This is a genomic window from Nonomuraea sp. NPDC005501, assembly GCF_040605905.1.
Classification (GTDB): Bacteria; Actinomycetota; Actinomycetes; order Streptosporangiales; family Streptosporangiaceae; genus Nonomuraea.
In genome coordinates, this window is record NZ_JBEXDT010000106.1 from 1 (window position 1) to 19,209 (window position 19,209).

The 19,209-nt window shown below is 71.4% G+C and carries 19 protein-coding genes; 9 read left to right on the forward strand and 10 right to left on the reverse strand.

Annotated features, from left to right (window positions below; all coding sequences use genetic code 11):
- Together ABZS51_RS35925 and ABZS51_RS35930 are read right to left on the reverse strand one after the other, a co-directional pair.
- On the reverse strand, positions 1-207 hold a 207-nt coding region (locus tag ABZS51_RS35925; protein WP_355450799.1), incomplete at its 3' end, for a dienelactone hydrolase family protein.
- Positions 208-334: 127 nt separating this feature from the next.
- A complete protein-coding gene (locus ABZS51_RS35930) occupies positions 335-700 on the reverse strand; it encodes a helix-turn-helix domain-containing protein (protein ID WP_355450802.1) in 366 nt (121 codons plus the stop codon).
- Between the two features lie 73 nt (positions 701-773).
- Here ABZS51_RS35930 and ABZS51_RS35935 point away from each other — a divergent pair, with 73 nt between their 5' ends.
- Entirely contained in the window at positions 774-1,625 is an 852-nt protein-coding gene (locus ABZS51_RS35935) for an MBL fold metallo-hydrolase (protein WP_355450805.1), read from the forward strand.
- A gap of 86 nt (positions 1,626-1,711) precedes the next feature.
- The gene (locus tag ABZS51_RS35940) at positions 1,712-2,623 is read left to right on the forward strand and encodes a zinc-binding alcohol dehydrogenase family protein (protein WP_355450808.1); all 912 of its coding nucleotides are present in this window, start codon (positions 1,712-1,714) and stop codon (positions 2,621-2,623) included.
- A gap of 719 nt (positions 2,624-3,342) precedes the next feature.
- Here ABZS51_RS35940 and ABZS51_RS35945 read toward each other — a convergent pair.
- Both ABZS51_RS35945 and ABZS51_RS35950 read right to left on the reverse strand, forming a co-directional pair.
- On the reverse strand, positions 3,343-4,233 hold the full coding sequence (locus tag ABZS51_RS35945) for an alpha/beta hydrolase (protein WP_310707738.1): 891 nt from the start codon (positions 4,231-4,233) through the stop codon (positions 3,343-3,345).
- A gap of 49 nt (positions 4,234-4,282) precedes the next feature.
- Positions 4,283-4,894, reverse strand: coding sequence for a GNAT family N-acetyltransferase (locus ABZS51_RS35950; protein ID WP_355450812.1), 612 nt, complete (start codon positions 4,892-4,894; stop codon positions 4,283-4,285).
- A gap of 120 nt (positions 4,895-5,014) precedes the next feature.
- On the opposite strand from ABZS51_RS35950, the gene ABZS51_RS35955 reads away from it, so the two are divergent.
- The gene (locus ABZS51_RS35955; protein ID WP_355450815.1) at positions 5,015-5,986 is read left to right on the forward strand and encodes a GntR family transcriptional regulator; all 972 of its coding nucleotides are present in this window, start codon (positions 5,015-5,017) and stop codon (positions 5,984-5,986) included.
- 29 nt (positions 5,987-6,015) lie between these two features.
- On the opposite strand, the gene map is transcribed toward ABZS51_RS35955, so the two are convergent.
- Complete coding sequence (gene map, locus ABZS51_RS35960) at positions 6,016-6,798, reverse strand: type I methionyl aminopeptidase (RefSeq protein WP_355450818.1); 783 nt, start codon at positions 6,796-6,798, stop codon at positions 6,016-6,018.
- 66 nt (positions 6,799-6,864) lie between these two features.
- On the opposite strand from map, the gene ABZS51_RS35965 reads away from it, so the two are divergent.
- The gene (locus ABZS51_RS35965) at positions 6,865-7,167 is read left to right on the forward strand and encodes a helix-turn-helix transcriptional regulator (RefSeq protein ID WP_355450821.1); all 303 of its coding nucleotides are present in this window, start codon (positions 6,865-6,867) and stop codon (positions 7,165-7,167) included.
- Between the two features lie 130 nt (positions 7,168-7,297).
- Here the strand turns inward: ABZS51_RS35965 and ABZS51_RS35970 are convergent, their stop codons facing one another.
- Both ABZS51_RS35970 and ABZS51_RS35975 read right to left on the reverse strand, forming a co-directional pair.
- The gene (locus tag ABZS51_RS35970) at positions 7,298-8,749 is read right to left on the reverse strand and encodes an MFS transporter (protein ID WP_355450824.1); all 1,452 of its coding nucleotides are present in this window, start codon (positions 8,747-8,749) and stop codon (positions 7,298-7,300) included.
- Positions 8,750-8,822: 73 nt separating this feature from the next.
- Positions 8,823-9,311, reverse strand: a complete 489-nt coding sequence (locus ABZS51_RS35975; RefSeq protein WP_310707732.1) for a MarR family transcriptional regulator — start codon at positions 9,309-9,311, stop codon at positions 8,823-8,825.
- Positions 9,312-9,388: 77 nt separating this feature from the next.
- On the opposite strand from ABZS51_RS35975, the gene ABZS51_RS35980 reads away from it, so the two are divergent.
- The 5 genes from ABZS51_RS35980 (at position 9,389) to ABZS51_RS36000 (ending at position 15,704) form a co-directional block, all read left to right on the forward strand.
- Positions 9,389-9,775 carry a hypothetical protein gene (locus tag ABZS51_RS35980; protein WP_355450828.1) on the forward strand — a complete coding sequence of 129 codons (387 nt, stop codon included), beginning with the start codon at positions 9,389-9,391 and terminating at the stop codon, positions 9,773-9,775.
- Between the two features lie 69 nt (positions 9,776-9,844).
- Positions 9,845-10,600, forward strand: a complete 756-nt coding sequence (locus ABZS51_RS35985; protein WP_355450831.1) for a ZIP family zinc transporter — start codon at positions 9,845-9,847, stop codon at positions 10,598-10,600.
- A gap of 158 nt (positions 10,601-10,758) precedes the next feature.
- Positions 10,759-11,901 (forward strand): glutamate--cysteine ligase, encoded by a 1,143-nt coding sequence (locus ABZS51_RS35990; protein WP_310707729.1) that lies wholly within the window; start codon positions 10,759-10,761, stop codon positions 11,899-11,901.
- Between the two features lie 96 nt (positions 11,902-11,997).
- Complete coding sequence (locus tag ABZS51_RS35995; RefSeq protein WP_355450834.1) at positions 11,998-13,785, forward strand: N-acetylglutaminylglutamine amidotransferase; 1,788 nt, start codon at positions 11,998-12,000, stop codon at positions 13,783-13,785.
- The gene (locus tag ABZS51_RS36000; RefSeq protein WP_355450837.1) at positions 13,785-15,704 is read left to right on the forward strand and encodes a prolyl oligopeptidase family serine peptidase; all 1,920 of its coding nucleotides are present in this window, start codon (positions 13,785-13,787) and stop codon (positions 15,702-15,704) included. Before ABZS51_RS35995 ends, ABZS51_RS36000 begins: the two co-directional genes overlap by 1 nt.
- A gap of 47 nt (positions 15,705-15,751) precedes the next feature.
- On the opposite strand, the gene ABZS51_RS36005 is transcribed toward ABZS51_RS36000, so the two are convergent.
- The 3 genes from ABZS51_RS36005 to ABZS51_RS36015 form a co-directional block, all read right to left on the reverse strand.
- Positions 15,752-17,428: a RecQ family ATP-dependent DNA helicase gene (locus ABZS51_RS36005; RefSeq protein ID WP_355450840.1), complete on the reverse strand. Its 1,677-nt coding sequence runs from the start codon at positions 17,426-17,428 to the stop codon at positions 15,752-15,754.
- A gap of 81 nt (positions 17,429-17,509) precedes the next feature.
- Positions 17,510-18,631 (reverse strand): NlpC/P60 family protein, encoded by a 1,122-nt coding sequence (locus ABZS51_RS36010; protein WP_355450843.1) that lies wholly within the window; start codon positions 18,629-18,631, stop codon positions 17,510-17,512.
- A complete protein-coding gene (locus ABZS51_RS36015) occupies positions 18,631-18,930 on the reverse strand; it encodes a hypothetical protein (protein ID WP_355450846.1) in 300 nt (99 codons plus the stop codon). The genes ABZS51_RS36010 and ABZS51_RS36015 overlap by 1 nt, the downstream gene beginning before the upstream one ends.
- Positions 18,931-19,209: the final 279 nt, after the last annotated feature.

Here is a 19,209-nt window from a genome sequence, read left to right on the forward strand (position 1 = left end):
CCCGCCGTGGAGGTCGAAGGCCAGCGCCACGTATCCCAGCTCGGCGAGCGCATCGGCTCGGCGGCGCTCGACGTCGCTGAGCCCCGGCCCCTCGGACCCGACCAGGACCGCGGGCCTGCGGTCGACACCGGCCGGGAGCGCGAGGTGCCCGATCATCGTCAGGCCGTCGGCCGGGTACTCGACCGTGCGCGTTGTCACTGTCGTCATGAGACTGGACTGTAGTGATCGTCGAGCCTCGGTCAGGCCGGTGTTCATCGCTGGCAGAGCAGCGCGGGATGTGCCTCTGAAATGGGGTGATGGCTCATAGGGTCCGCCGATGTCGGGCGTACTACCGTCACCCTTGGCCTTCAGGGGGCGTGGCGGGAAGGATGATCCACTCCAGCGCCCACCGGTTCAGATCGAGCAGCACCGCGCCGAGCGCGGCACCTTTCTCAGTCAGCCGGTAGTCGACCCGTACCGGAGTGGTGCTTCGGACGTGCCGCTCGATGAGCCCATCAGCCTCGAGATCCTTCAAGCGCTGCGACAGCAGCTTGTCGGTCATGCCGGGAATGGCCGCCGCGATGTCGCTGAACCGCGTGGCTCCGCCGAGCAGCGCCCGCAGCACCGTCGCGGCCCAGCGGCGACTCAGGGTGTCCATCGCCGTGGCGTAGTACGGGCAGTACGGCCGGATGTCGTCCGGGTCCAGCTGGCGATGTGACATGATTCACTTTCCTAACAAACCATCTTTTCGATAGGTTCTTACTTATTGATAGTAGTTTGTCGAAGGAGCGAGCATGCCCGACGTGAGCAAAACCGCCGAGCTATCGTACGAGGTGTGGGTTTCCCGGCAGATCCCCACGAGCGGGACGCTTCCCACCGGTGCGCCCCAGCAGTGGTCGCCGCTTTCGACGACCCTCATCCACGGCACGAGCGACGCGGTCCTCGTCGACCCGCCGTTCACCGTCGAGCAGACCCGGCAGGTCGGCGACTGGATCGACCGCTCCGGCAAGCGGTTGACCCAGATCTATGTCACCCATGGCCACGGCGATCACTGGTTCGGCGCGGCCCTGCTGGTCGAGCGCTTTCCCGGAGCGGTGGTCGTCGCCACCGAGGGCACGATCAGGATGATGCACGCCTCGGTCAGCGGGCGGCGCCGATCGTTCTGGGAGACGTTGTTTCCCGGACAGCTCCCCGACCTGCGTGTGACCGCCCAGCCGGTGCCGGCTGGAGGGCTCGTGCTCGAAGGGCACCGGCTGCATCCGGTCGAGGTCGGCCACAGTGACGGCGACGACTCCACTGTGCTGCACGTGCCGGCGCTCGGCCTCGTCGTCGCCGGCGACGTCGCGTACAACAACGTGCACCAGTACCTCGCCGACGGCGGGTTCGACGGCGGCATCGACGCCTGGCTCCAGGCCATCGAAACGGTGCGGGCCCTGCGGCCGGCAGCCGTGGTGGCCGGGCACAAGGATCCCGCTCGTCCGGACGATCCGGGCATCCTCGACGAGACCGCCGAATACCTGCGCACCGCCCTCAAGGTGATCGCCACCAAGCCGACTCCCCGTACGTTCTTCGACGAGATGACCCGGCGCTATCCGCAGCGCGTCAACCCGGGCACCGTCTGGCTCAACGCGCAGCGGCTGGCATGATGCGCGCCGTACGCTTCCACCAGTTCGGCGGCGTCGGGAACCTGCGGATCGACCAGGTGCCGCGGCCGGCGCCCGACGGCGCCGAGGTGCTGATCCAGATCACCCGTGCCGGGGTGAGCCCGCTCGACGACAAGGTCCGCAACGGCGTGCTGCCCCCGCGGATGCGCAAACCGCTGCCACTGGTTCCCGGCGCCAGCGCCGTGGGCCGGGTAGTTGACCCCGGCGCCTCCGAACATGCGCCAGGGACGCGCGTCCTGTTGTGCGGCTGGGGCTATGGCACGAAACTCGACGGTATGTGGCGTGAAGAGGCGGCCGTCCCGGCCGACCACCTCGTGCCCATCCCCGAGCACGTCGGCGACGATGACGCCGCTGCCCTGGCGGCCGGCGCCGGATATCTGACCGCGTGGCTGGCGCTGACCAGGGTCACCCGCGTCCAACCGGGACAGGTCGTATTGGCACCCGGCATGTACGGTGCGGTGGCCTCGGCCGCAGCGCAGGTGGCCCCGATCCTCGGCGCCTCCAGAGTCATCTCCACGTCCCGCGGCGCCGACCGTCTCGCCGCGATCCCGCAGACCAGCGGTCTCGCCGTCATCGACCTCGAGACCGAAACCCTGGCCGCGGGTGTCGCCCGGCTGACCGACGGCGCGGGGGTGGACGTGGTCCTCGACAGCCTCGGCGGCGAGCTCACCGGTCAGGCGCTCGCTGCGCTGCGCCAGGGCGGGGTCGTGGTCAGCATCGGATACACCGCCGGCACCAAGGCGGCCATCGACGTCACCGACCTGATCTGGAAAACCGCGCGGCTTGAGGGCTTCCTGTTCACCGCGTTCACCCAGCAGGAACTCGCCGACACCTACGGCACCTTGCTCAGGCACCTGGCCGAAGGCACCCTCCGGCCGGCGACGGACCGCGTCTATCCGCTGGAGCAGGCAGCCGAGGCGCAGCGCCGGGTCGTTGAGGACCGCCCGATCGGCAGGGTCTTCCTCGACCCGCAGGCGTAGCAGCTTCCGGACGGGGCCGAACGCGGCCGGCGGTACGCGCCCTGGCCGAGGCGACGCGTGTCCGGAGGACACCGGTGATCACCGGAAGACAACCGGCCGGACGCGACACGAGCGGCTCATCACCGCGTGTCTACTGGTGATTGGCCTTCCGCCATTGCGAAGCGGGCCCAGGAAAGCGGACGGTCGCGGCGGCGCGGGCCGTGAAGTCCCGCGATGGCCTTTTTGATCTTCCGGAAGTGACTAAGGTCGTATCTCGTCCGACGGTCGAAGGTTACGGCCGGAGGCGTCGGCTCCTGGCCTGGACAGGAGCGGGCGGAGCGCTCGCGACAGCCGCTTACTACGCACTGTCGACCGTTGCGTTCTTCTCCCCTGTTGCCCTGACGGTTCGCAGGGGCCTGGGTTCGTGCTCCCGCCTACGGCGCTGTCGCTGCGCTCGTCCTGATCGCCGGCGTGCGACGAGCCGAAGACAAGCCCGACGCGGAGGCCGAGACGCGGTCATGAACAGCGGGCGTTACTCGGCATCGTGCGCCGGCAGGTCGGCGTGGTGGTCGAGCGGGCGTCAAGGCGACCTTCGCCGCCGACGTGGACGACGTGCTCACCGGGACACCATCCAGCCATGTACGAAGAGGAGACCCACCGTGCCGCAACTCCTGATCGAAGCTCCATCGGCATCAGCGACCGCGCCGAGCGGAAGATGACGTCAGCGCGCCCCCGTCGGGTCAGCGGGTGGCGAGTTCGGCGAAGATGTCCACCAGTTCGGGCCGGTCGAACGGGCCCACATGGGGTGCCGCGACGCTGCGGACGTCCGTCAGGTTGTCCGGGGTGAGGCGGTCGGCCTCTGCGATGAATCGGTCCTGCAGCGCCGGTGGGATCAACCGGTCAAGGGTGAAGCGCACGTACGTCCGCGGGATCCGGCCCCAGGTGTGCGCTTCGCCGCGGGCTTCGGCCAGGGGAATGCCGGCGGTCTCGTCCGGCTCCAGCAGGTTGAGCAGGCGGCTCACCCCTTCGTCGGTGAAGTCTGCGGCAAGGGCGTTCTTGACGGCTCCGAACACCGCCGGGTCGGCAGAGCGCCAGTTGACCCGGGTCACCCCCAGCACCGCTGGATCGGCGACCATCGCGGCGCTGATCTGGGGAATCAGGCTCTCGCTGTTCTCCGGGGTTTCGAGGTAGGCGACCATGTTCGGCAGGTCGACGCAGCAGTACGCCGCGACGTAGACCACCCGGTCGAGCAACTCGGGGATGGCATTGCCGACCCTGCTCACGGTGACGCCGCCCTGGCTCATGCCGACCAGGATCACCGGCCCGTGGCGGCGGGCGCGGCGAACCACCTCCACGACGCGCTCGACGTAGTCGTCGATGGTGATCTTGGCGAGTGGCGACGGCTCGGTCGCCAGCGCGTCGAGGTCCTGCGGGGCCTGGTACGAACGGGGGTAGAACGCCTCGCGGCCGTGTCCGGGAAGGTCGACGGCCACGCACCGGTGCCCGCGCAGGGTGAGCTCGCTGGTCAGCCCCGATGCCCAGGCCGACGAGGAGTTGGTGCCGTGGATGAACACCAGGGTCGGCGGGCGCCGGTCGGCGTCGCGGGCGTCGGCTTCATGGTTCGTTGTCATTGAGGTTCGCTTTCCTTGTGTCCGTCGGACGGGTGGTGGGAGTCGGTGGTCAGCGGTGTGGTGGGCGCCACATCGGCCACAGGAGCGGGCTGTCCGCCACGCGGACCGGTTCGCGGAGATCCTCGAACCCGTGCCGCAGGTAGAGGGCACGGCTCCGCGGCGAACTCGCCTCCAGATACGCCGGGAGCCCGTCGGCGTCCGCTCGCGCCAGCCGGTGCCGCAGCATGGCCGAGCCGAGACCGGCGCCCTGCCGTCCGCTGACCACTCCCATGCAGGGGAGGTAGACGTGCGGTTCGCGGTCGGGGTGCCGCTGTGCCAGCGCCTGACCGAGAGCGGCCAACCGGGCGCCGTTCTCACCGAAGACCGCGCCCAGGCCCGCCTCGGCCGTGTCCGGATGCTGCTCGTACGGCGTCTGGCCGGCGGCCAGCGTCAGCCACACCGACGCACCTTCGGGACGGCCGACCAGGTACGCCTCCCCGGCGGGATGGGTGACCAGGGACCGGTAGAAGAACGGCTGGAGGCGACCTCGTTCACCGGTCTCGGGGAAGATCCAGCAGACGACCGGATCGCTCATGAACGCCTCGGTGAGGACGTCCACCACCGCCTGCCGCTCTGTCCCATCCGCCTGCCGTACGGGTGCGTACGGCGTATTCGCTGTCATGGGTACAGGGTATAGAGAGCCGGCTCCACGTGGGCTTTCTTTCGCCGTTCGGGTCGAAGAAGTGCACTAGTGCGATAGAAATGAACTAGTACACTTCAGCAGCCCAAGGATCGGGGGCCCATGCCGTCGTCAACGCAGCGACCGGATCCGCCGTACCGGCGGATCGTCGCGGAGATACGTGCCCGGATCCTGTCCGGCGACCTGCGGCCCGGCGATCGGATGCCTTCCATCCGGCAGATCGCCCAGCGATGGGGGGTGGCGGTCGCCACCGCGACCAGGGTGATGGCGACTCTCCGCGACGAGGGCCTGGTCGAGGCGAAGGTCGGTTCCGGCACCGTGGTCAGCGCCCGCGCCCGCGCGGGTCAGGAGCAGCCGCCCGGCCCGGCCGCGTCGCCGGGACCGCGGCCGGCCGGCGTCCTCAGGCAGGCACTGAACCGGGAGCACGTTCTCCGCGCCGCCATCGCGATCGCCGACGTCGAGGGACTCGACGCCGTGTCCATGCGGCGCCTGTCGGCCGAGCTCGGCGTCGCTCCCATGTCGTTGTACCGGCATGTGGCGAACAAGGACGAGCTGGTGACGCAGATGGTCGACGAAGCCTTCGGCGCGGCGGAGCTGCCCGTTCCGGGACCGGAGGGGTGGCGGGCCAAGCTCGAACTGATCTCCCGCCGGCAGTGGGAGCTGTGCCGGCGACACCTCTGGCTGCCCAGGGCCGTCTCGTTCACCCGCCCGTCGCTCGTGCCCAGCATGATGGCGCACACCGAGTGGACCCTGCGCGCACTCGACGGGCTGGGGCTGCCCATGGCGACCCGGATTCGCGAGGCACTCACGTTGCACGCACTGGTCCTGACCGTTGCCCTGTCCATGGCGGACGAGGTCGAGGCGGAGCAGGAGACCGGGGTGACGCTCGACGGGTGGTGGCTGGCACAGCGGAAACGGGCCGATGAACTCCTCGAAAGCGGACGATTTCCGCTGCTGGCTACGATCTCCGGGGAAACGGTGTCGGACCTGGACGGGCTGTTCGAGTACGGCCTGGCATGCCACCTCGACGGGTTCGCCGCCCTGCTGGAGAGGCAAGCGCGAACGCGGTCATGAGGGGTTGCCCGGAAGCGGGGGCGCCCACCTCACGGCTGCGCCTGCTTGGGCAAGGTGAGGATCTCGGCTCCGTCGTCGGTGATGGCGATCGTGTGCTCGCTGTGTGCCGTCCGGCAGCCTGTCGCACTCCGGAGCGTCCACCCGTCGGCATCGGTGACGAGCTCCGCGGTGTCCGCCATGACCCACGGCTCCAGTGCCAGCAGCAGCCCAGGGCGCAGTTTGTATCCACGGCCGGGCCGTCCGGTGTTCGACACGTGCGGGTCCTGGTGCATCGTTGATCCGATGCCGTGACCTCCGAACTCGGTGTTGATGGAGTACCCCGCCTCGCGGAGGACCGTGCCGATGGCATGGGAGATGTCGCCGGTCCGGGCCCCCGGCCCGGCGGCGGCGATCCCCGCGGCCAGCGCGCGTTCGGTCGCACTGATCAGCGCGATGCTCTCCTGGGGCTTTGCGTCGCCCACGATGAAGCTGATGGCAGCGTCCGCGGCGACTCCGCCCTTGGAGACGGCGAGGTCGAGTGTCAGCAGATCGCCGTCGGCAAGCGGGTAGTCGTACGGCCGTCCGTGCAGCACGGCGTCGTTGACGGCCGTGCAGATGTAGTGGCCGAACGGGCCGCGTCCGAAGGACGGCTCGTAGTCGACGTAACAGGACAGCGCTCCCGCCTCGACGATCATGTTTTTGGCCCACCGGTCGATGTCCAGGAGGTTCGTGCCGATCGTGCTACGGCTCTTCAGCGTCTGCAGGATGTCGGCGACCAGGGCGCCCGCCTCCCTTGCTCGAGGCAGCTCGGTGGGGTTCAGGATCTCGATCATTCGGCGCCTTCCTCACGCGACCAATAACTATCCCGGCCAAACTATACCGGTACTATCATCAGAGTCATGGTCAGGTTGCCCCTCACGCCCGCAGAGGTCGAGCGCGGACAGCGCCTCGGCGCCCTCCTACGTCGGGCCCGGGGAGAGCGCTCGATGCTGGAGACCGCGCTCGACGCACATGTCTCACCGGAGACCCTCCGGAAGATCGAGTCGGGCCGCGTGGCGACCCCCGCCTTCCCGACGATCGCGGCGATAGCCGATGTCCTCGGCCTCTCCCTCGATGCGGTGTGGGCCGAGATCAGCCGCCCCGAACATGGCGTTGGACCGACCAACTCTGATCACAACGCGCGTGAGCAGCTGACCTCGTAAGCCGCGACCGGAGCGTCCCCGGTTAGTACGCCCAGCGCTCCTGAGCGGCGGGCGATCTCGTAGAGCCTCATGGCCTCACGCCGAAACGCCCGGCGCGCGTTTCGGGCGCGCCGGGCGGAAGGCCGACGTTTCAGGAAACCACAGGGGCCGCCGCCTCCTCCGGGGCCGGCCGGTCGGCGGTGGCCGGGGTGGGCCGGCGCATGACCAGGAGTGCCACGGCGAACGCCGCGAGCAGCAGCCCGGCGGAGATGGTGAACGCGAGCCGGTAACCGCCGGTCAGCGCGGCGGCCTGGCCGGCGCCGGTGGCCAGGAGCTCCCCGGTCCGGGAGGCGGCCATCGTGGACAGCAGGGCGACGCCCATGGCCATGCCGACCTGCTGGGTGGTGTTGAACAGCCCGGAGGCGAGGCCCGCGTCGCTCTCCCGCGCCCCCGACATGGCCAGCGTGGCCAGGGCCGGCAGCACCAGGCCGCCGCCCGAGATCAGCAGCATCGGAGGGAGCAGGTGCGTGACGTACCCGGCGTCCACCGTGACCCGGGTGAGCACGAGCATCGCCGCGAGGAGCAGCACCAGGCCGGCCAGCAGGACGGCGCGGGCGCCGAAGCGGGCGTTGAGCCGGGCCGAGACGAACAGGGAGATCGAGCCGATGCCGACCGCGGCCGGGAGCATGGCGAGGCCGGTGTCCAGCGCGCCGTAGCCGAGGACCCGCTGCATGTAGAGGGCGACGAGGACCTGGAAGGCGAACATGCCGGACAGGGCCAGCATCTGGGCGAGGTTCGCGCCGGCCACGTTGCGCGAGCGCAGGATTCGCAGCGGCATGAGCGGCGCCTTGGCGGTGGCCTGCCGTACGACGAACCCGGCCAGCAGGGCCAGCGACACCGCGCCGAGGCCGAGCGTGTGGGCGGCCAGCCAGCCGTACTCCTCGACCTTGACCACCGTGTAGATGCCGAGCATGAGTCCGGTGGTCACGAGCACGGCGCCGGCCACGTCCGCGCCGGCGGCCAGGCCGATCCCGCGGTCGGCGGGCAGGGCCCGCAGCGCGAGCCCGACGGTGACCACTCCGATCGGCACGTTGATGAAGAAGATCCAGGGCCAGCTCAGGGCGTCGGTGAGTACGCCGCCCAGGACCTGGCCGATCGACGCGCCCGCCGCCCCGGTGAAGCTGAAGATCGCGATCGCCTTGCCCCGTTCGCCGGGATCGGTGAACAGCGTCACCAGGATGCCCAGGACCACGGCGGAGGCCAGCGCGCTCCCGACACCCTGGAGGAACCGGGCGGCGATCAGCAGGCCGGGGCCGGTGGCCGCGCCCGCCAGCAGGGAGGCGGCCGTGAAGATCGCGTTCCCGGCGAGGAACATCGTCCGGCGCCCGATCAGGTCACCCAGCCTGCCCGCCAGGAGCAGCAATCCGCCGAAGGGGATCAGGTAGGCGTTGATGATCCAGCTCAGCCCGGCGGGCGAGAAGCCCAGGTCCTCCTGGATGACCGGCATCGCGACCGTCACGATGCTGCCGTCAAGGACCGTCATCAGTCCCGTCGCGGACAGCACGCCCAGTGCTGTCCAGCGCGAGTTTCCCACGTGCGACATGTTCTCTCCCGTCGTTGAGCTCGACAGGAGAGACCATAACAGATGGTTTCGTAATAGACGATCCTCTTCAGATCTAAACTGCGCGCTCCCGGGCCCGGCGCGTCGGCTGGGGGCCTTCGGCGGGGGTGGCGAGATGCCCGCTGACCAGCCGGTTCAGGGCGCGTACCAGGACCTCACGCTCGTCGTCGGGGAGCGATTGGAGGCTCGCCCGATGGACGCCGTCCACGAGCTCCTGGCTGCGCCGGGCGATGGCGGCGCCCGCTTCGGTGACCGCGATGATGCGCGCCCGCCGGTCCGTGCTGGACGGGCGGCGCTCGGCGTACCCGGCCTTCTCCAGCGCGTCCACGGTCACCACCATCGTGGTCTTGTCCATGTCGCCCAGCTCGGCGAGCTGGATCTGGGTCCGCTCCTCCTCCAGGGCGTGCACCAGTACGCAGTGCATGCGCGCCGTCAGGCCGATCTCGGCGAGGGCCGCGGCCATCCGGGTGCGCAGCACGTGGCTGGTGTGGTCGAGCAGGAAGGACAGGTCGGTTTCGGTGCGCGTGGGAGCCATCGCTGTCATGCCGCCAGCCTACCCAAACGGTCCCGGTGCGGATTATCTACGAAGAAACGGTCCGGGAGCCTCGGTAGGTTCGTGCCGTGCCGGAACATGCTGATGTCGGCCTCGCCTGCGAGGAGTTGGTGAAGGCGCTTCGCGATCTCGCCGCCCTGTCGTCCCCGAACGGCTCGTCGAGCGAGGCCGTCGCGGAGTCGGTCGCTCGCGTCAGATCGGCCGCGCGCTCCTACGCCGACGCGATCGGCGAGGTCACCGGGTGGGACGACGTGTTCGCCGACCTGGACGAGGGCGGCGAAACGGATGACGAACCGTTCGACGAGGTGCTGCGGCTGAGCCTGGCGGGACGCTGGGACGTGCGGAGGTACGTCGAGCAGGGCATGAAGACGGCGGGAAGCGGCTGGACCGTACGCCATGTGGGCAGAGCCCTGTCGGAGATGAGCCACGCCGATCGGTGGGAGGCCGGCTTCTGAGCGGATGCACGGGGCTGAGGAACCCCGGCGGGCGTTTGCGGGCGGTGTCGTGCGGGAAGCCGCCTGGTCATGCCGGAGTGGTTGCAGGCGGGTGGGTGGGGGCTGCTGGCGGGGTTCGCGCTCGTGCTGGGGGCGCTGGTGGGTTACGCGGTGCGGCTGCCGCAGCGGGTGATCGCGTCGGTGATGGCGTTCGGCGCCGGCGTGCTGATGTCCGCCGTGTCGTTCGAGCTGATCGACGAGGCGCACGCGCGCGCGGGCCTGGCGCCCACGGTCGTGGGCGCCGTGATCGGCGCCGTCCTCTACACCGCCTGCAACGTGCTGCTGGCCCGCCGCGGAGCCAGGCATCGCAAGCGCTCCGGCGGCCGGCAACCCTCCGAGCACGAGCAGAGCGGCTCCGGGACGGCGATCGCGCTCGGCGCGGTGCTCGACGGGGTGCCGGAGTCGGTGGTGATCGGCGCGAGCCTGCTCGGCGGGGGCGCGGTGAGCGCGGTGACCGTGGCGGCGGTCTTCATCAGCAACGTGCCGGAGGGGCTGTCCAGCGCGGCCGGCATGCGCGGCGCGGGGCGGTCCAAGACGTACGTGTTCGGGCTGTGGAGCGGGATCGCCGTCATCAGCGGCCTGTCGTCGCTGGCCGGGTACGCGCTGCTGGGGCAGGCGCCGGTGGCCGTGCTGGCGGGCATCATCGCCCTGGCCGGCGGCGCGATCCTCACCATGATCGCCGACACCATGATCCCCGAGGCGTTCGACAACGCGCACCTGATGACCGGGCTCATCACCCTGGCCGGATTCCTGCTCGCGTTCGCGGTGTCGAAGGCGGGCGGCTGAGGCGTCCGATCCCCGTACGCGCCGCAACTGCGGACGGGCCTGGAGGCGCGCCGTAACGGTCGCAACAAAGATCGCATCAGTCCCATGTGGTGCTAAAGGCGATTTTTGGGGCAGGTGACCGCAATGCGGACGAGCGCTGAGATTTGGGGGTGTTCCTGGTGACCGGCTCCGCGATCACGCTGGGCGTCGAGGAGGAGTTCCACATCGTCGACACGCGGACCCGTCACCTGGTGCCGAGGGCGGGGATGCTCCTCGACATGCTGCCGGACGACTGCTTCACCAAGGAGCTCCAGTCCTCCACGCTGGAGGCCAACAGCAGGCCGTTCCGGGGGCTGGAGGACCTGGCGCGCGACCTGGGCGGCATGCGCGCGATGGTGGTCCGGCGGGCGGAGAGCCTGGGGCTCGGCATCGTTGCGGCCGGCAGCGTGCCGCTGGCCGACATCGACCGGATGAAGGTCTCGCCCGACCCGCGCTACGAGCAGATGCTGGACGACTACCAGCTCCTCACGCGCGAGCAGCTCATCTGCGGGACCCAGGTCCACGCCGAGATCACCGACCGGGAGCTGGCCCTCGCGGTCGCGCACCGGCTGGCCCCGTGGGCGCCGCCGCTGCTGGCGCTCAGCTCCAGCTCGCCGTACTGGCTGGGCGCCGACACGGGGTACGGCAGCTACCGCACCATGGTGTGGCAGCGCTGGCCCACGGCCGGGCCGATGGCCCGCTACGACTCCGTGGCCGACTACGAGCGGATGATCCAGGACCTCATCCAGTCCGGCGTGATCAGCGACCCCGGGATGATCTACTTCGACATCCGGCCGTCGGCGCACGTCCCCACCGTGGAGCTGCGCGTCTGCGACTCCTGCCCGCGCGTGGACGACATCGTGCTGATCGCCGGGCTGTTCCGGGCGCTGGTGGCCCGCGAGCTGGAGGCCGTGCGGCGCTCCCCCGGCCTGGAGGTGCCGCTGGAGGGCGTGCGGGCGGCGACGTGGCAGGCGGCGCGCTCCGGGCTCGAAGGGGAGCTGGTGGACCCGGTGGAGGGCGTCCCGCGGCCCGCCGCCGAGGTGATCACCCGGATGGTGAACGACCTGCGGCCGTACCTGGAGGAGGCGGGCGACTGGGAGCTGATCTCCGGACTCGCCGGCGACGCGCTGGCCAGGGGCAGCTCGGCCGCGCGGCAGCGGGAGGCGTTCGCCCGGCGGGGGCTGCTGGGCGACGTGGTGGACATGCTCCTCGCCGAGACGCGGTCCGGCGGGTGGGAGCCCCTGGGCGGCGACGCCTCGTCGTCGTACCGACCGGCCGCCTGAGAAAGCCTGAAAAGGCAGGAAAAGCCTGAAAAGGCCGGCCGCGTGGAGAAACCGGCCGCGTGAGGGACTGTGCGAGATGCGGAAGGCGACTGACACATGTGTGGGCTGAGCGGCGAGATACGCTTCGACGGGAAAGCGGCGGACATGGGCGCCGTGGACCGGATGACCGAGGCGATGCGCGAGCGGGGGCCCGACGGATCCGGACTGTGGTCGACCGGCCCCGTCGCCCTCGGCCACCGCCGCCTCAAGATCATCGACCTGTCCGACAAGGCCGCCCAGCCCATGGTGGACGGCGAGCTGGGTCTCGCGGCGGTGTTCAACGGCTGCCTGTACAACTACCGCGAGCTGCGCGAGGAGCTGCGTGCCGCCGGGTACCGATTCTTCTCCACCTCCGACACCGAGGTGCTGGTCAAGGCGTTCCACCGGTGGGGCGTCGAGTGCGTCGACCACTTCAAGGGCATGTTCGCCTTCGCGGTGGCCGAGCGTGACACCGGGCGGCTCACGCTGGGCCGCGACCGGCTCGGCATCAAGCCGATGTACCTCTCCCGGTCCGGCGACCGCCTGCGCTTCGCCTCCACCCTGCCCGCCCTGCTGGCCGGCGGCGACGTGGACACCACGATCGACCGGGTCGCCCTGCACCACTACATGACCTTCCACTCCCTGGTGCCCGGCGAGCGGACCATCCTCAACGGCGTGAGCAGGCTGCCCGCCGCCACCGTGCGCACCTTCGAGGCCGACGGCACCAGCACCGACCGCCACTACTGGGACCCCGCCCACACCCGGTCGGCCCTGACCGAGCGGGCCGGCCTCTCCGACGACGAGTGGCGGCACGCCGTCCTGGAGGCGCTGCGCGCGGCCGTACGCCGCCGGATGGTCGCGGACGTGCCGGTCGGCGTACTGCTGTCGGGCGGCCTGGACTCCAGTCTGATCCTCGCGCTGCTGGCCGAGGAGGGCCAGGCGGACCTGGCCACGTTCAGCATCGGCTTCGAGTCGGCGGGCGGCCAGCGCGGCGACGAGTTCGCGTACTCCGACCTGATGGCACGCCGTTTCGGCACGGACCACCACCGCATCAGCATCCCGGACAGCCGCCTCCTGACCGGGCTGGAGCAGGCGGTGCGCTCGATGAGCGAGCCGATGGTCAGCCACGACTGCGTCGCCTTCCACCTGCTGTCGCAGGAGGTCGCCCAGCACGTCAGGGTGGTGCAGTCCGGGCAGGGGGCCGACGAGGTGTTCGGCGGCTACAGCTGGTTCCAGCCGCTGGCGGGGGTGCCCAGGGAGCGGGCCGCCGAGGTCTACCTCGCCGAGTTCGCGGACCGGCCGCACGAGGCGCTCGCCGGTATCGTCAGCCCCGACTACCTGCTCGACCATGACGCCAGCAGCGCGTACGTGCGTGCCCACACGGCCAGGCCGGGCGCCGACACCGCGCTGGACGCCGTCCTGCGCCTGGAGACGACCGCCATGCTCGTCGACGACCCCGTCAAACGGGTGGACAACATGACCATGGCCCACGGCCTGGAGGCGCGCACGCCGTTCCTCGACCACGAGCTGGTCGAGCTGGCCGCGGCCTGCCCCACCGAGCTCAAGCTCGCCGACGGCGGCAAGGGCGTGCTCAAGGACGCCGCCCGCCAGCTCCTGCCGAGCGAGATCATCGACCGGCCGAAGGGCTACTTCCCCGTCCCCGCCGTGCGCCACCTCGACGGGCCCGTGCTGGACATGGTCCGCGACGCGCTCACCGGCCGGGCCGCCCGCTCGCGCGGCCTGTTCCAGCCCGCCTACGTCAAGGCGCTGCTCGACGACCCCGACCGCGACCGCGCCACGACCGGCGTCAACACCCTGTGGCAGCTCGGGCTGCTGGAGCTGTGGCTGCAGGCCCAGGGAGTCTGATGGCTCCGTCCCCCGCTCTGTCCGTCCCCGCGCTGTCCGTTCCGCTGCCCGCACCGGAGAGCCTGACCGCATGGAACTGCCGGACCCCGGCGCTGTCCCCCGACCACGGGGCCGTCGCGTACGTCAGCGACCGGGACGGCCGTCCCCGCGTGTGGATCCAGCCGCTGTCCGACGCGGGGCGGCCAGCCGAGCACCCCATGCCGGCCGCGGAGCACGGGTGGCCCGCCGGCGAGGAGGACACGGGCGCCGGCCCGCCGGACGCCGCGCCCGCCCGGCCCGTCGACACCGGCCCGGAGCCGGTCGCCGACGTGTCGTGGGCGCCGACCGGTGAGCGGCTGGCCGTCCTCGTCGCGCCCGGCGGCGGAGAGCACACCGAGGTGTGGACCGTACGGCCGGACGGCGGCGACCTGCGCCCGCTCGCGGCGCCGCCCGGCGGATCGGCGTCGTTCGTCCGATGGACGGGACGCGGCGAGGTGCTGCTCGTCACCGAGACCTCTGCCTCGGGGTTGACCGCGGCGGTGCTCGTGGACGCCGCCACCGGAGGCCGCCAGGTCGTCGCGGCCGGCCCGTTGCTCCGGCCCGCCGCCGTCAGCCGCGACCATGCCACGCTGCTGCTGCGCCGGGGGCCGAGGGGCGCGCGGCGCATGTCGGTGGCCGCCTGCGGTCCCGGCGCGGGAGACGAGCTGCCGCTGCTGGCCGGCCTGCCCGGCTCGACCGACTACGGCATCCTGTCACCGGACGGGGAGACGGCCTATCTGCTGTCCGACGCGGGCCGCGACCGTGCCGCCCTGCTGGCGGTGCGTGGGGACGAGCTTGAGGCGCGGTCGCACGACGTGCTGGCCCAGCGGGAGGACGCCGAGCTGGACCAGTTCGCGCTGAGTGCCGACGGGCGGCGCGCGGTCCTCGTGTGGAACGAGCACGGCCGCTCCGCCCTGGAGGTCCTGGACACCGGCACAGGGGCCGTGAGCCCGCTCCCTCCCCCGCCCGCCGACGTGGTCACCTCGATCCGGATCAGCCTCGACGGCGGCACGGCCGTCCTGGCCGCCGAGGGGCCGGACCAGCCCTCCCACGTGCTGCTGTGCGACCTCGCCACCGGCCGGTACGACCAGGTGGCGGGCGCGGGGCGGCTGACCGGGGCGCCGCACGCCGAGCTGGTCCGCCTCAGGGCCCGCGACGGTCTGGAGCTGGCCGCCTGGCTGTACCGTCCCCCGAACGGCCACGGTCCCGCGCCGTACCTGGTCCACCTGCACGGCGGCCCCGAGGACCAGGAGCGGCCGGCCTTCAACCCGCTCTACCACAACCTCGTCGCCTCGGGCATCGGCGTGCTCGCCCCCAACGTGCGCGGCTCGTCCGGCTACGGCCGGGCCTTCCGCGAGGCCGACGACCGCGAGCTGCGCTTCCACGCGATCGACGACGTGGCCGACTGCGCCACCGAGCTCGTCCGGCTGGGCGCCGCCGACCCGCGCCGGATCGCCTGCATGGGATGGTCGTACGGCGGCTACCTGACCCTGGCCGCGCTGGTCACCCATCCCGGACTCTTCCGGACGGGCATCGACGTGTGCGGCATGTCGGACTTCGAGAGCTTCTATGCGCGTACCGAGCCGTGGATCGCCGCCGCCGCGGTCGGCGAGTACGGGCACCCGGAGACCGACCGCGACCTGCTGCGCGCCCTGTCGCCGCTGCGGCACTTCGACCGGCTGGAGGCGCCGCTCCTCGTCGTCCACGGGGTCCACGACACGAACGTGCCCCTGCACCAGGCCCAGCAGGCCGTCCAGGCGGCGCGGGCGCGCGGGGTGGTGTGCGAGGAGCTGCTGTTCCCGGACGAGGGGCACGAGATCCGGCGGCCGCCCAACCGGGCGGCCTTCGTCGGCAAGGTCGTCGAGTGGCTCGGCCGCCACCTCCTGGCTCCGGTGGGCTGACGTCCCCAACTGCGGCCTGACGGGCGGGCGCGCACCGCCTCACGGAATCAGGCGCCGGTCTCGCGCAGGATGCCCTGGTCCACGACGGCGTCCAGCAGCAGCTCCCGGTACCCGGCCTCCTCGAACAGCACCGTCAGCCGGTCCTCGTCGCGCCGGATGACCTCCCCCGGCCCCCACGTCTCGTGCTCCACCCGCGCGTGGACCGGGAACGGCCCGTCGCCGCGCGCCGGCTCACCGGCGGTCCCCGCGTGGCAGGTGTCGCAGTTGCCGCACGGCTCCCCCAGGTCCTCGCCGAAGTACGCGAGCAGGAACCGCCGGCGGCAGTCCAGGGTCTCGGCGTAGCGGCGCATCATCTCGTGCCGGGTGCGCTCGATCTCGCGATGCCGCTCGGCCAGCTCCCGCGCCCGCGCGGCGGCGGGACCGGGGTCGGGCCCGCCGGGCACCGGCATGATGCCGCGCGTGCCCAGCCGGACGGCCCCGGCGCGTTGCAGCAGGTCGAGCAGCGTGGTCAGGCGACGGGGCGACAGCTCGGTCCGCTCGCGCAGCTCCTTGCGCTCGATCCCGCCGGATCTGGCATCGGACTTCGCGACGGCCTCGGCGACGCGTTCCAGCGCCTCGACGTCCGGGAGGGCGCCGGTGAAGAACCGCTGGAGGCCCAGGTCCTCGGGACGGTAGAACAGCAGCGCCCGGGCCGGGTCGCCGTCCCTGCCCGAGCGGCCGATCTCCTGGTAGTAGGCGTCCAGGGAGCCGGGGATCTCGCTGTGGAAGACGTACCGGACGTCCGGCTTGTCGATCCCCATGCCGAACGCGCTGGTCGACACCACGACGTCCAGCTCGCCCGCCATGAACCTGCCGTGCACCGCGTCGCGCTCGCCCCGGCGCAGCCCCGCGTGGTACGCCTCCGCCCGCAGGCCCGCCTCGGCCAGCCGGCCGGCCAGCTCGGAGGTCCGCCGGCGCGTCGCTGTGTAGACGATGCCGGGCTGCGGCTGCTCCAGCACCGCCGCGACCAGCGCGTCGGTGGCGTCGGCCAGCTCCCGGCGCACCGACAGGGTGATGTTGGGACGGTCGAACCCGCGCACGATCTGTAGCGGGTCCCGCATGCCGAGCCGTTCGACGATCTCCTCGCGGACGGGAGGGGCGGCCGTCGCCGTGAGCGCCGCGATCACCGGGCGGCCGATCGCCTCGGCCGCCGAGCCCAGCCGCAGGTAGTCGGGCCGGAAGTCGTGCCCCCAGGCCGACACGCAGTGGGCCTCGTCGACGACCATGAGCGAGATGTTCGCCTCGGCCAGCTCGCGCACCACGTCGGGCCGGGTGAGCTGCTCGGGCGCGCAGAACAGGAACTCGGTCTCCCCCGCGCGCAGCGACTCGAACGTGGCCGCCCGCCTGCTCGCGGACGTGCCGGCGTCCACGCTGGTCGCCTTCTCGTCGTGCCGCTGGCGGCGCAGCGCCTCCACCTGGTCGCGCTGGAGGGCGATGAGCGGCGACACGATCAGGGTCGGTCCGGGCAGCAGCAGCGCGGGCACCTGGTAGATGGCCGACTTGCCGCTGCCGGTGGGCATGACGACGAGCGTGTCGCGGCCCTCGGCCAGCGACGTCATCGCCTCGAGCTGGCCGGGCCGCAGCTCGGCCAGGCCGAGGGATTCGCGGGCCGCCCGCTCGCACCTGTCGCGTACGGTCCCGGCGCCCCCGGCCTGCGGGGCGTCGCTGGAGAGATGAGCTCGCATGGCCGCGTCCCCTACCCTCGTGGGCGGGGCTATGCCCGGTGAGGCGAAGCGCGGCTCCCGGATCGGGCCGGGTGTGCCGGGTCAGGTGAAGCGGCGGTACGTGATGGGGCCCAGGCTCGCGTTGCTGGCGACCGTGGACACTTTGACCACGTCGCCGGTGCGCGGGGCGTGGATCATCTGGCCGTTGCCGACGTAGATGCCGACGTGGTGGGCCGGCTGGCCGAAGAAGACCAGGTCGCCCGGCTGCGGCTGACCGGTGATGGCGTGGCCGCTGGCCTGGTACACGTCGGCGGTGGCGTCACCGATCTTGATGCCGGCCTGGTTCATCGCGTAGTAGACGAGGCCGCTGCAGTCGAAGGACGACGGGCCGTTGGAGCCCCAGACGTACGGCTTGCCGAGGTGTTGCCGCGCGGCGTTGACGATGTCGGCCCCGGTGCCGTTGCCCGTGACGAACGGCACGGGTGTTGCGGCGCCGCCCGAGTAGGCCGTGGTGGCGTCGGGCCCGCCGCCGGAGGCGACGGTGGACGCGCCCGAGTAGGACGCGGGGGACGCTGCACCGCCGCCGTCCGCACTGGCGAGGAAGGTGGTGGTCCACTTGGGGGCGGGGGTCGGCTGCCAGCCGGTCGTGCCGAACGCGTCGTCGCCCGCCTGCTTGATGGCCTTGAACGAGGCGTGCTTGGCCTTGATCGTCTTCCTGATGGCTGCCTCGGCCTCGCCGACGGCCTTGTTCGCGGTCGAGAGGTGGGTCTGGGCGTCACCGACGGCCTTTCGGACCACGGGCGCGATCGCCTTGTCGAAGTCCTCCTGCGTCGCGTCGGGGTTCTGCGTCCGGAACGAGCGGACCTGGGCGAGCACGCCCTCGCAGATCCCGTTGACCTTCGAGTGGGCCGTCTCCAGCGCGTCCGCGATGGAGTCGAGGGTGCCCGCGCAGCCGCCGAGGAGGTCGTTGACGGCGTCACCCGCGACCTGGTAGTTCCGCATGTACTTGACGAACTCGTCGGCGGAGTCGCCCTGCCAGCCGGTGTTGATGTTCTTGACCGCGGTGCTGAGCCGGCCGGTGCGGGTGCTGACCGAGCCCGCGGTGCCGCGCCAGCGTTTGGCGACGTCCCGGATGGTGCTGGGGCTGCCGTTGACCTTCTCCAGGATGCGGGCCAGCTCGGAGCCGCCGCCGGGCAGTCCGTCGACGGTCTCGGTGGCCCCCATCAGGCCGCCGCTACGGTGCTGGCCTTTTCGGCCTTCTTGACGTTGCTCCGCACGTCCTCCAGGGCCGACTCGACGCCGGAGAGCCGTCGGTGGGCGTACTCCAGGTCGTCACTGACGATCTGCTCGACCTCGTCGAGCAGACCCGCGAGAGCGGAGGAGCCGTCGAGCCTGCCGAACATCAGCGAGTCGGACGTCGCGGCCGGGTAGCCGCCCGCCGCCGCCCGATAGTCCTTGACCAGCTCGCGCGCGACCGTCTGCCCGTCATCGAGCGCTTCGTACTGGAGATCGAGACCCGCCATCTACACCGCCCACCGGATCGCCATGACGCCCGTCCTGACCACATCCGCAACGGATGAGATCATAATGCGCGTTCGTCACTTTACTTGAAGCTCCTTTGTTCGCGCCGGGAACCTCCTCAGTGGCTCGGCCACCACCTTCTGGGCGCCGGCCGGCGTGGAGGGGCTGGACTCTGCCGCCCCCTCCGGGAGCTGATAAACTATTCCTTGACCGGTAGGCCGTCTCCCGCTCCCGCGGAGGCGGCCAAGCTGCTTTTCGGATGTCCCTCGCTATCCGAAGGA

What these genes read in the sequence shown, in the direction of transcription:
- ABZS51_RS35930 (WP_355450802.1), bottom strand. Translation starts at nt 700, where the DNA reads ATGTCACATCGCCAGCTGGACCCGGACGACATCCGGCCGTACTGCCCG.
- ABZS51_RS35935 (WP_355450805.1), top strand. Translation starts at nt 774, where the DNA reads ATGCCCGACGTGAGCAAAACCGCCGAGCTATCGTACGAGGTGTGGGTT.
- ABZS51_RS35945 (WP_310707738.1), bottom strand. Translation starts at nt 4,233, where the DNA reads ATGACAACGAACCATGAAGCCGACGCCCGCGACGCCGACCGGCGCCCG.
- ABZS51_RS35950 (WP_355450812.1), bottom strand. Translation starts at nt 4,894, where the DNA reads ATGACAGCGAATACGCCGTACGCACCCGTACGGCAGGCGGATGGGACA.
- ABZS51_RS35955 (WP_355450815.1), top strand. Translation starts at nt 5,015, where the DNA reads ATGCCGTCGTCAACGCAGCGACCGGATCCGCCGTACCGGCGGATCGTC.
- map (WP_355450818.1), bottom strand. Translation starts at nt 6,798, where the DNA reads ATGATCGAGATCCTGAACCCCACCGAGCTGCCTCGAGCAAGGGAGGCG.
- ABZS51_RS35965 (WP_355450821.1), top strand. Translation starts at nt 6,865, where the DNA reads ATGGTCAGGTTGCCCCTCACGCCCGCAGAGGTCGAGCGCGGACAGCGC.
- ABZS51_RS35970 (WP_355450824.1), bottom strand. Translation starts at nt 8,749, where the DNA reads ATGTCGCACGTGGGAAACTCGCGCTGGACAGCACTGGGCGTGCTGTCC.
- ABZS51_RS35975 (WP_310707732.1), bottom strand. Translation starts at nt 9,311, where the DNA reads ATGACAGCGATGGCTCCCACGCGCACCGAAACCGACCTGTCCTTCCTG.
- ABZS51_RS35985 (WP_355450831.1), top strand. Translation starts at nt 9,845, where the DNA reads ATGCCGGAGTGGTTGCAGGCGGGTGGGTGGGGGCTGCTGGCGGGGTTC.
- ABZS51_RS35995 (WP_355450834.1), top strand. Translation starts at nt 11,998, where the DNA reads ATGTGTGGGCTGAGCGGCGAGATACGCTTCGACGGGAAAGCGGCGGAC.
- ABZS51_RS36000 (WP_355450837.1), top strand. Translation starts at nt 13,785, where the DNA reads ATGGCTCCGTCCCCCGCTCTGTCCGTCCCCGCGCTGTCCGTTCCGCTG.
- ABZS51_RS36005 (WP_355450840.1), bottom strand. Translation starts at nt 17,428, where the DNA reads ATGCGAGCTCATCTCTCCAGCGACGCCCCGCAGGCCGGGGGCGCCGGG.
- ABZS51_RS36010 (WP_355450843.1), bottom strand. Translation starts at nt 18,631, where the DNA reads ATGGGGGCCACCGAGACCGTCGACGGACTGCCCGGCGGCGGCTCCGAG.
- ABZS51_RS36015 (WP_355450846.1), bottom strand. Translation starts at nt 18,930, where the DNA reads ATGGCGGGTCTCGATCTCCAGTACGAAGCGCTCGATGACGGGCAGACG.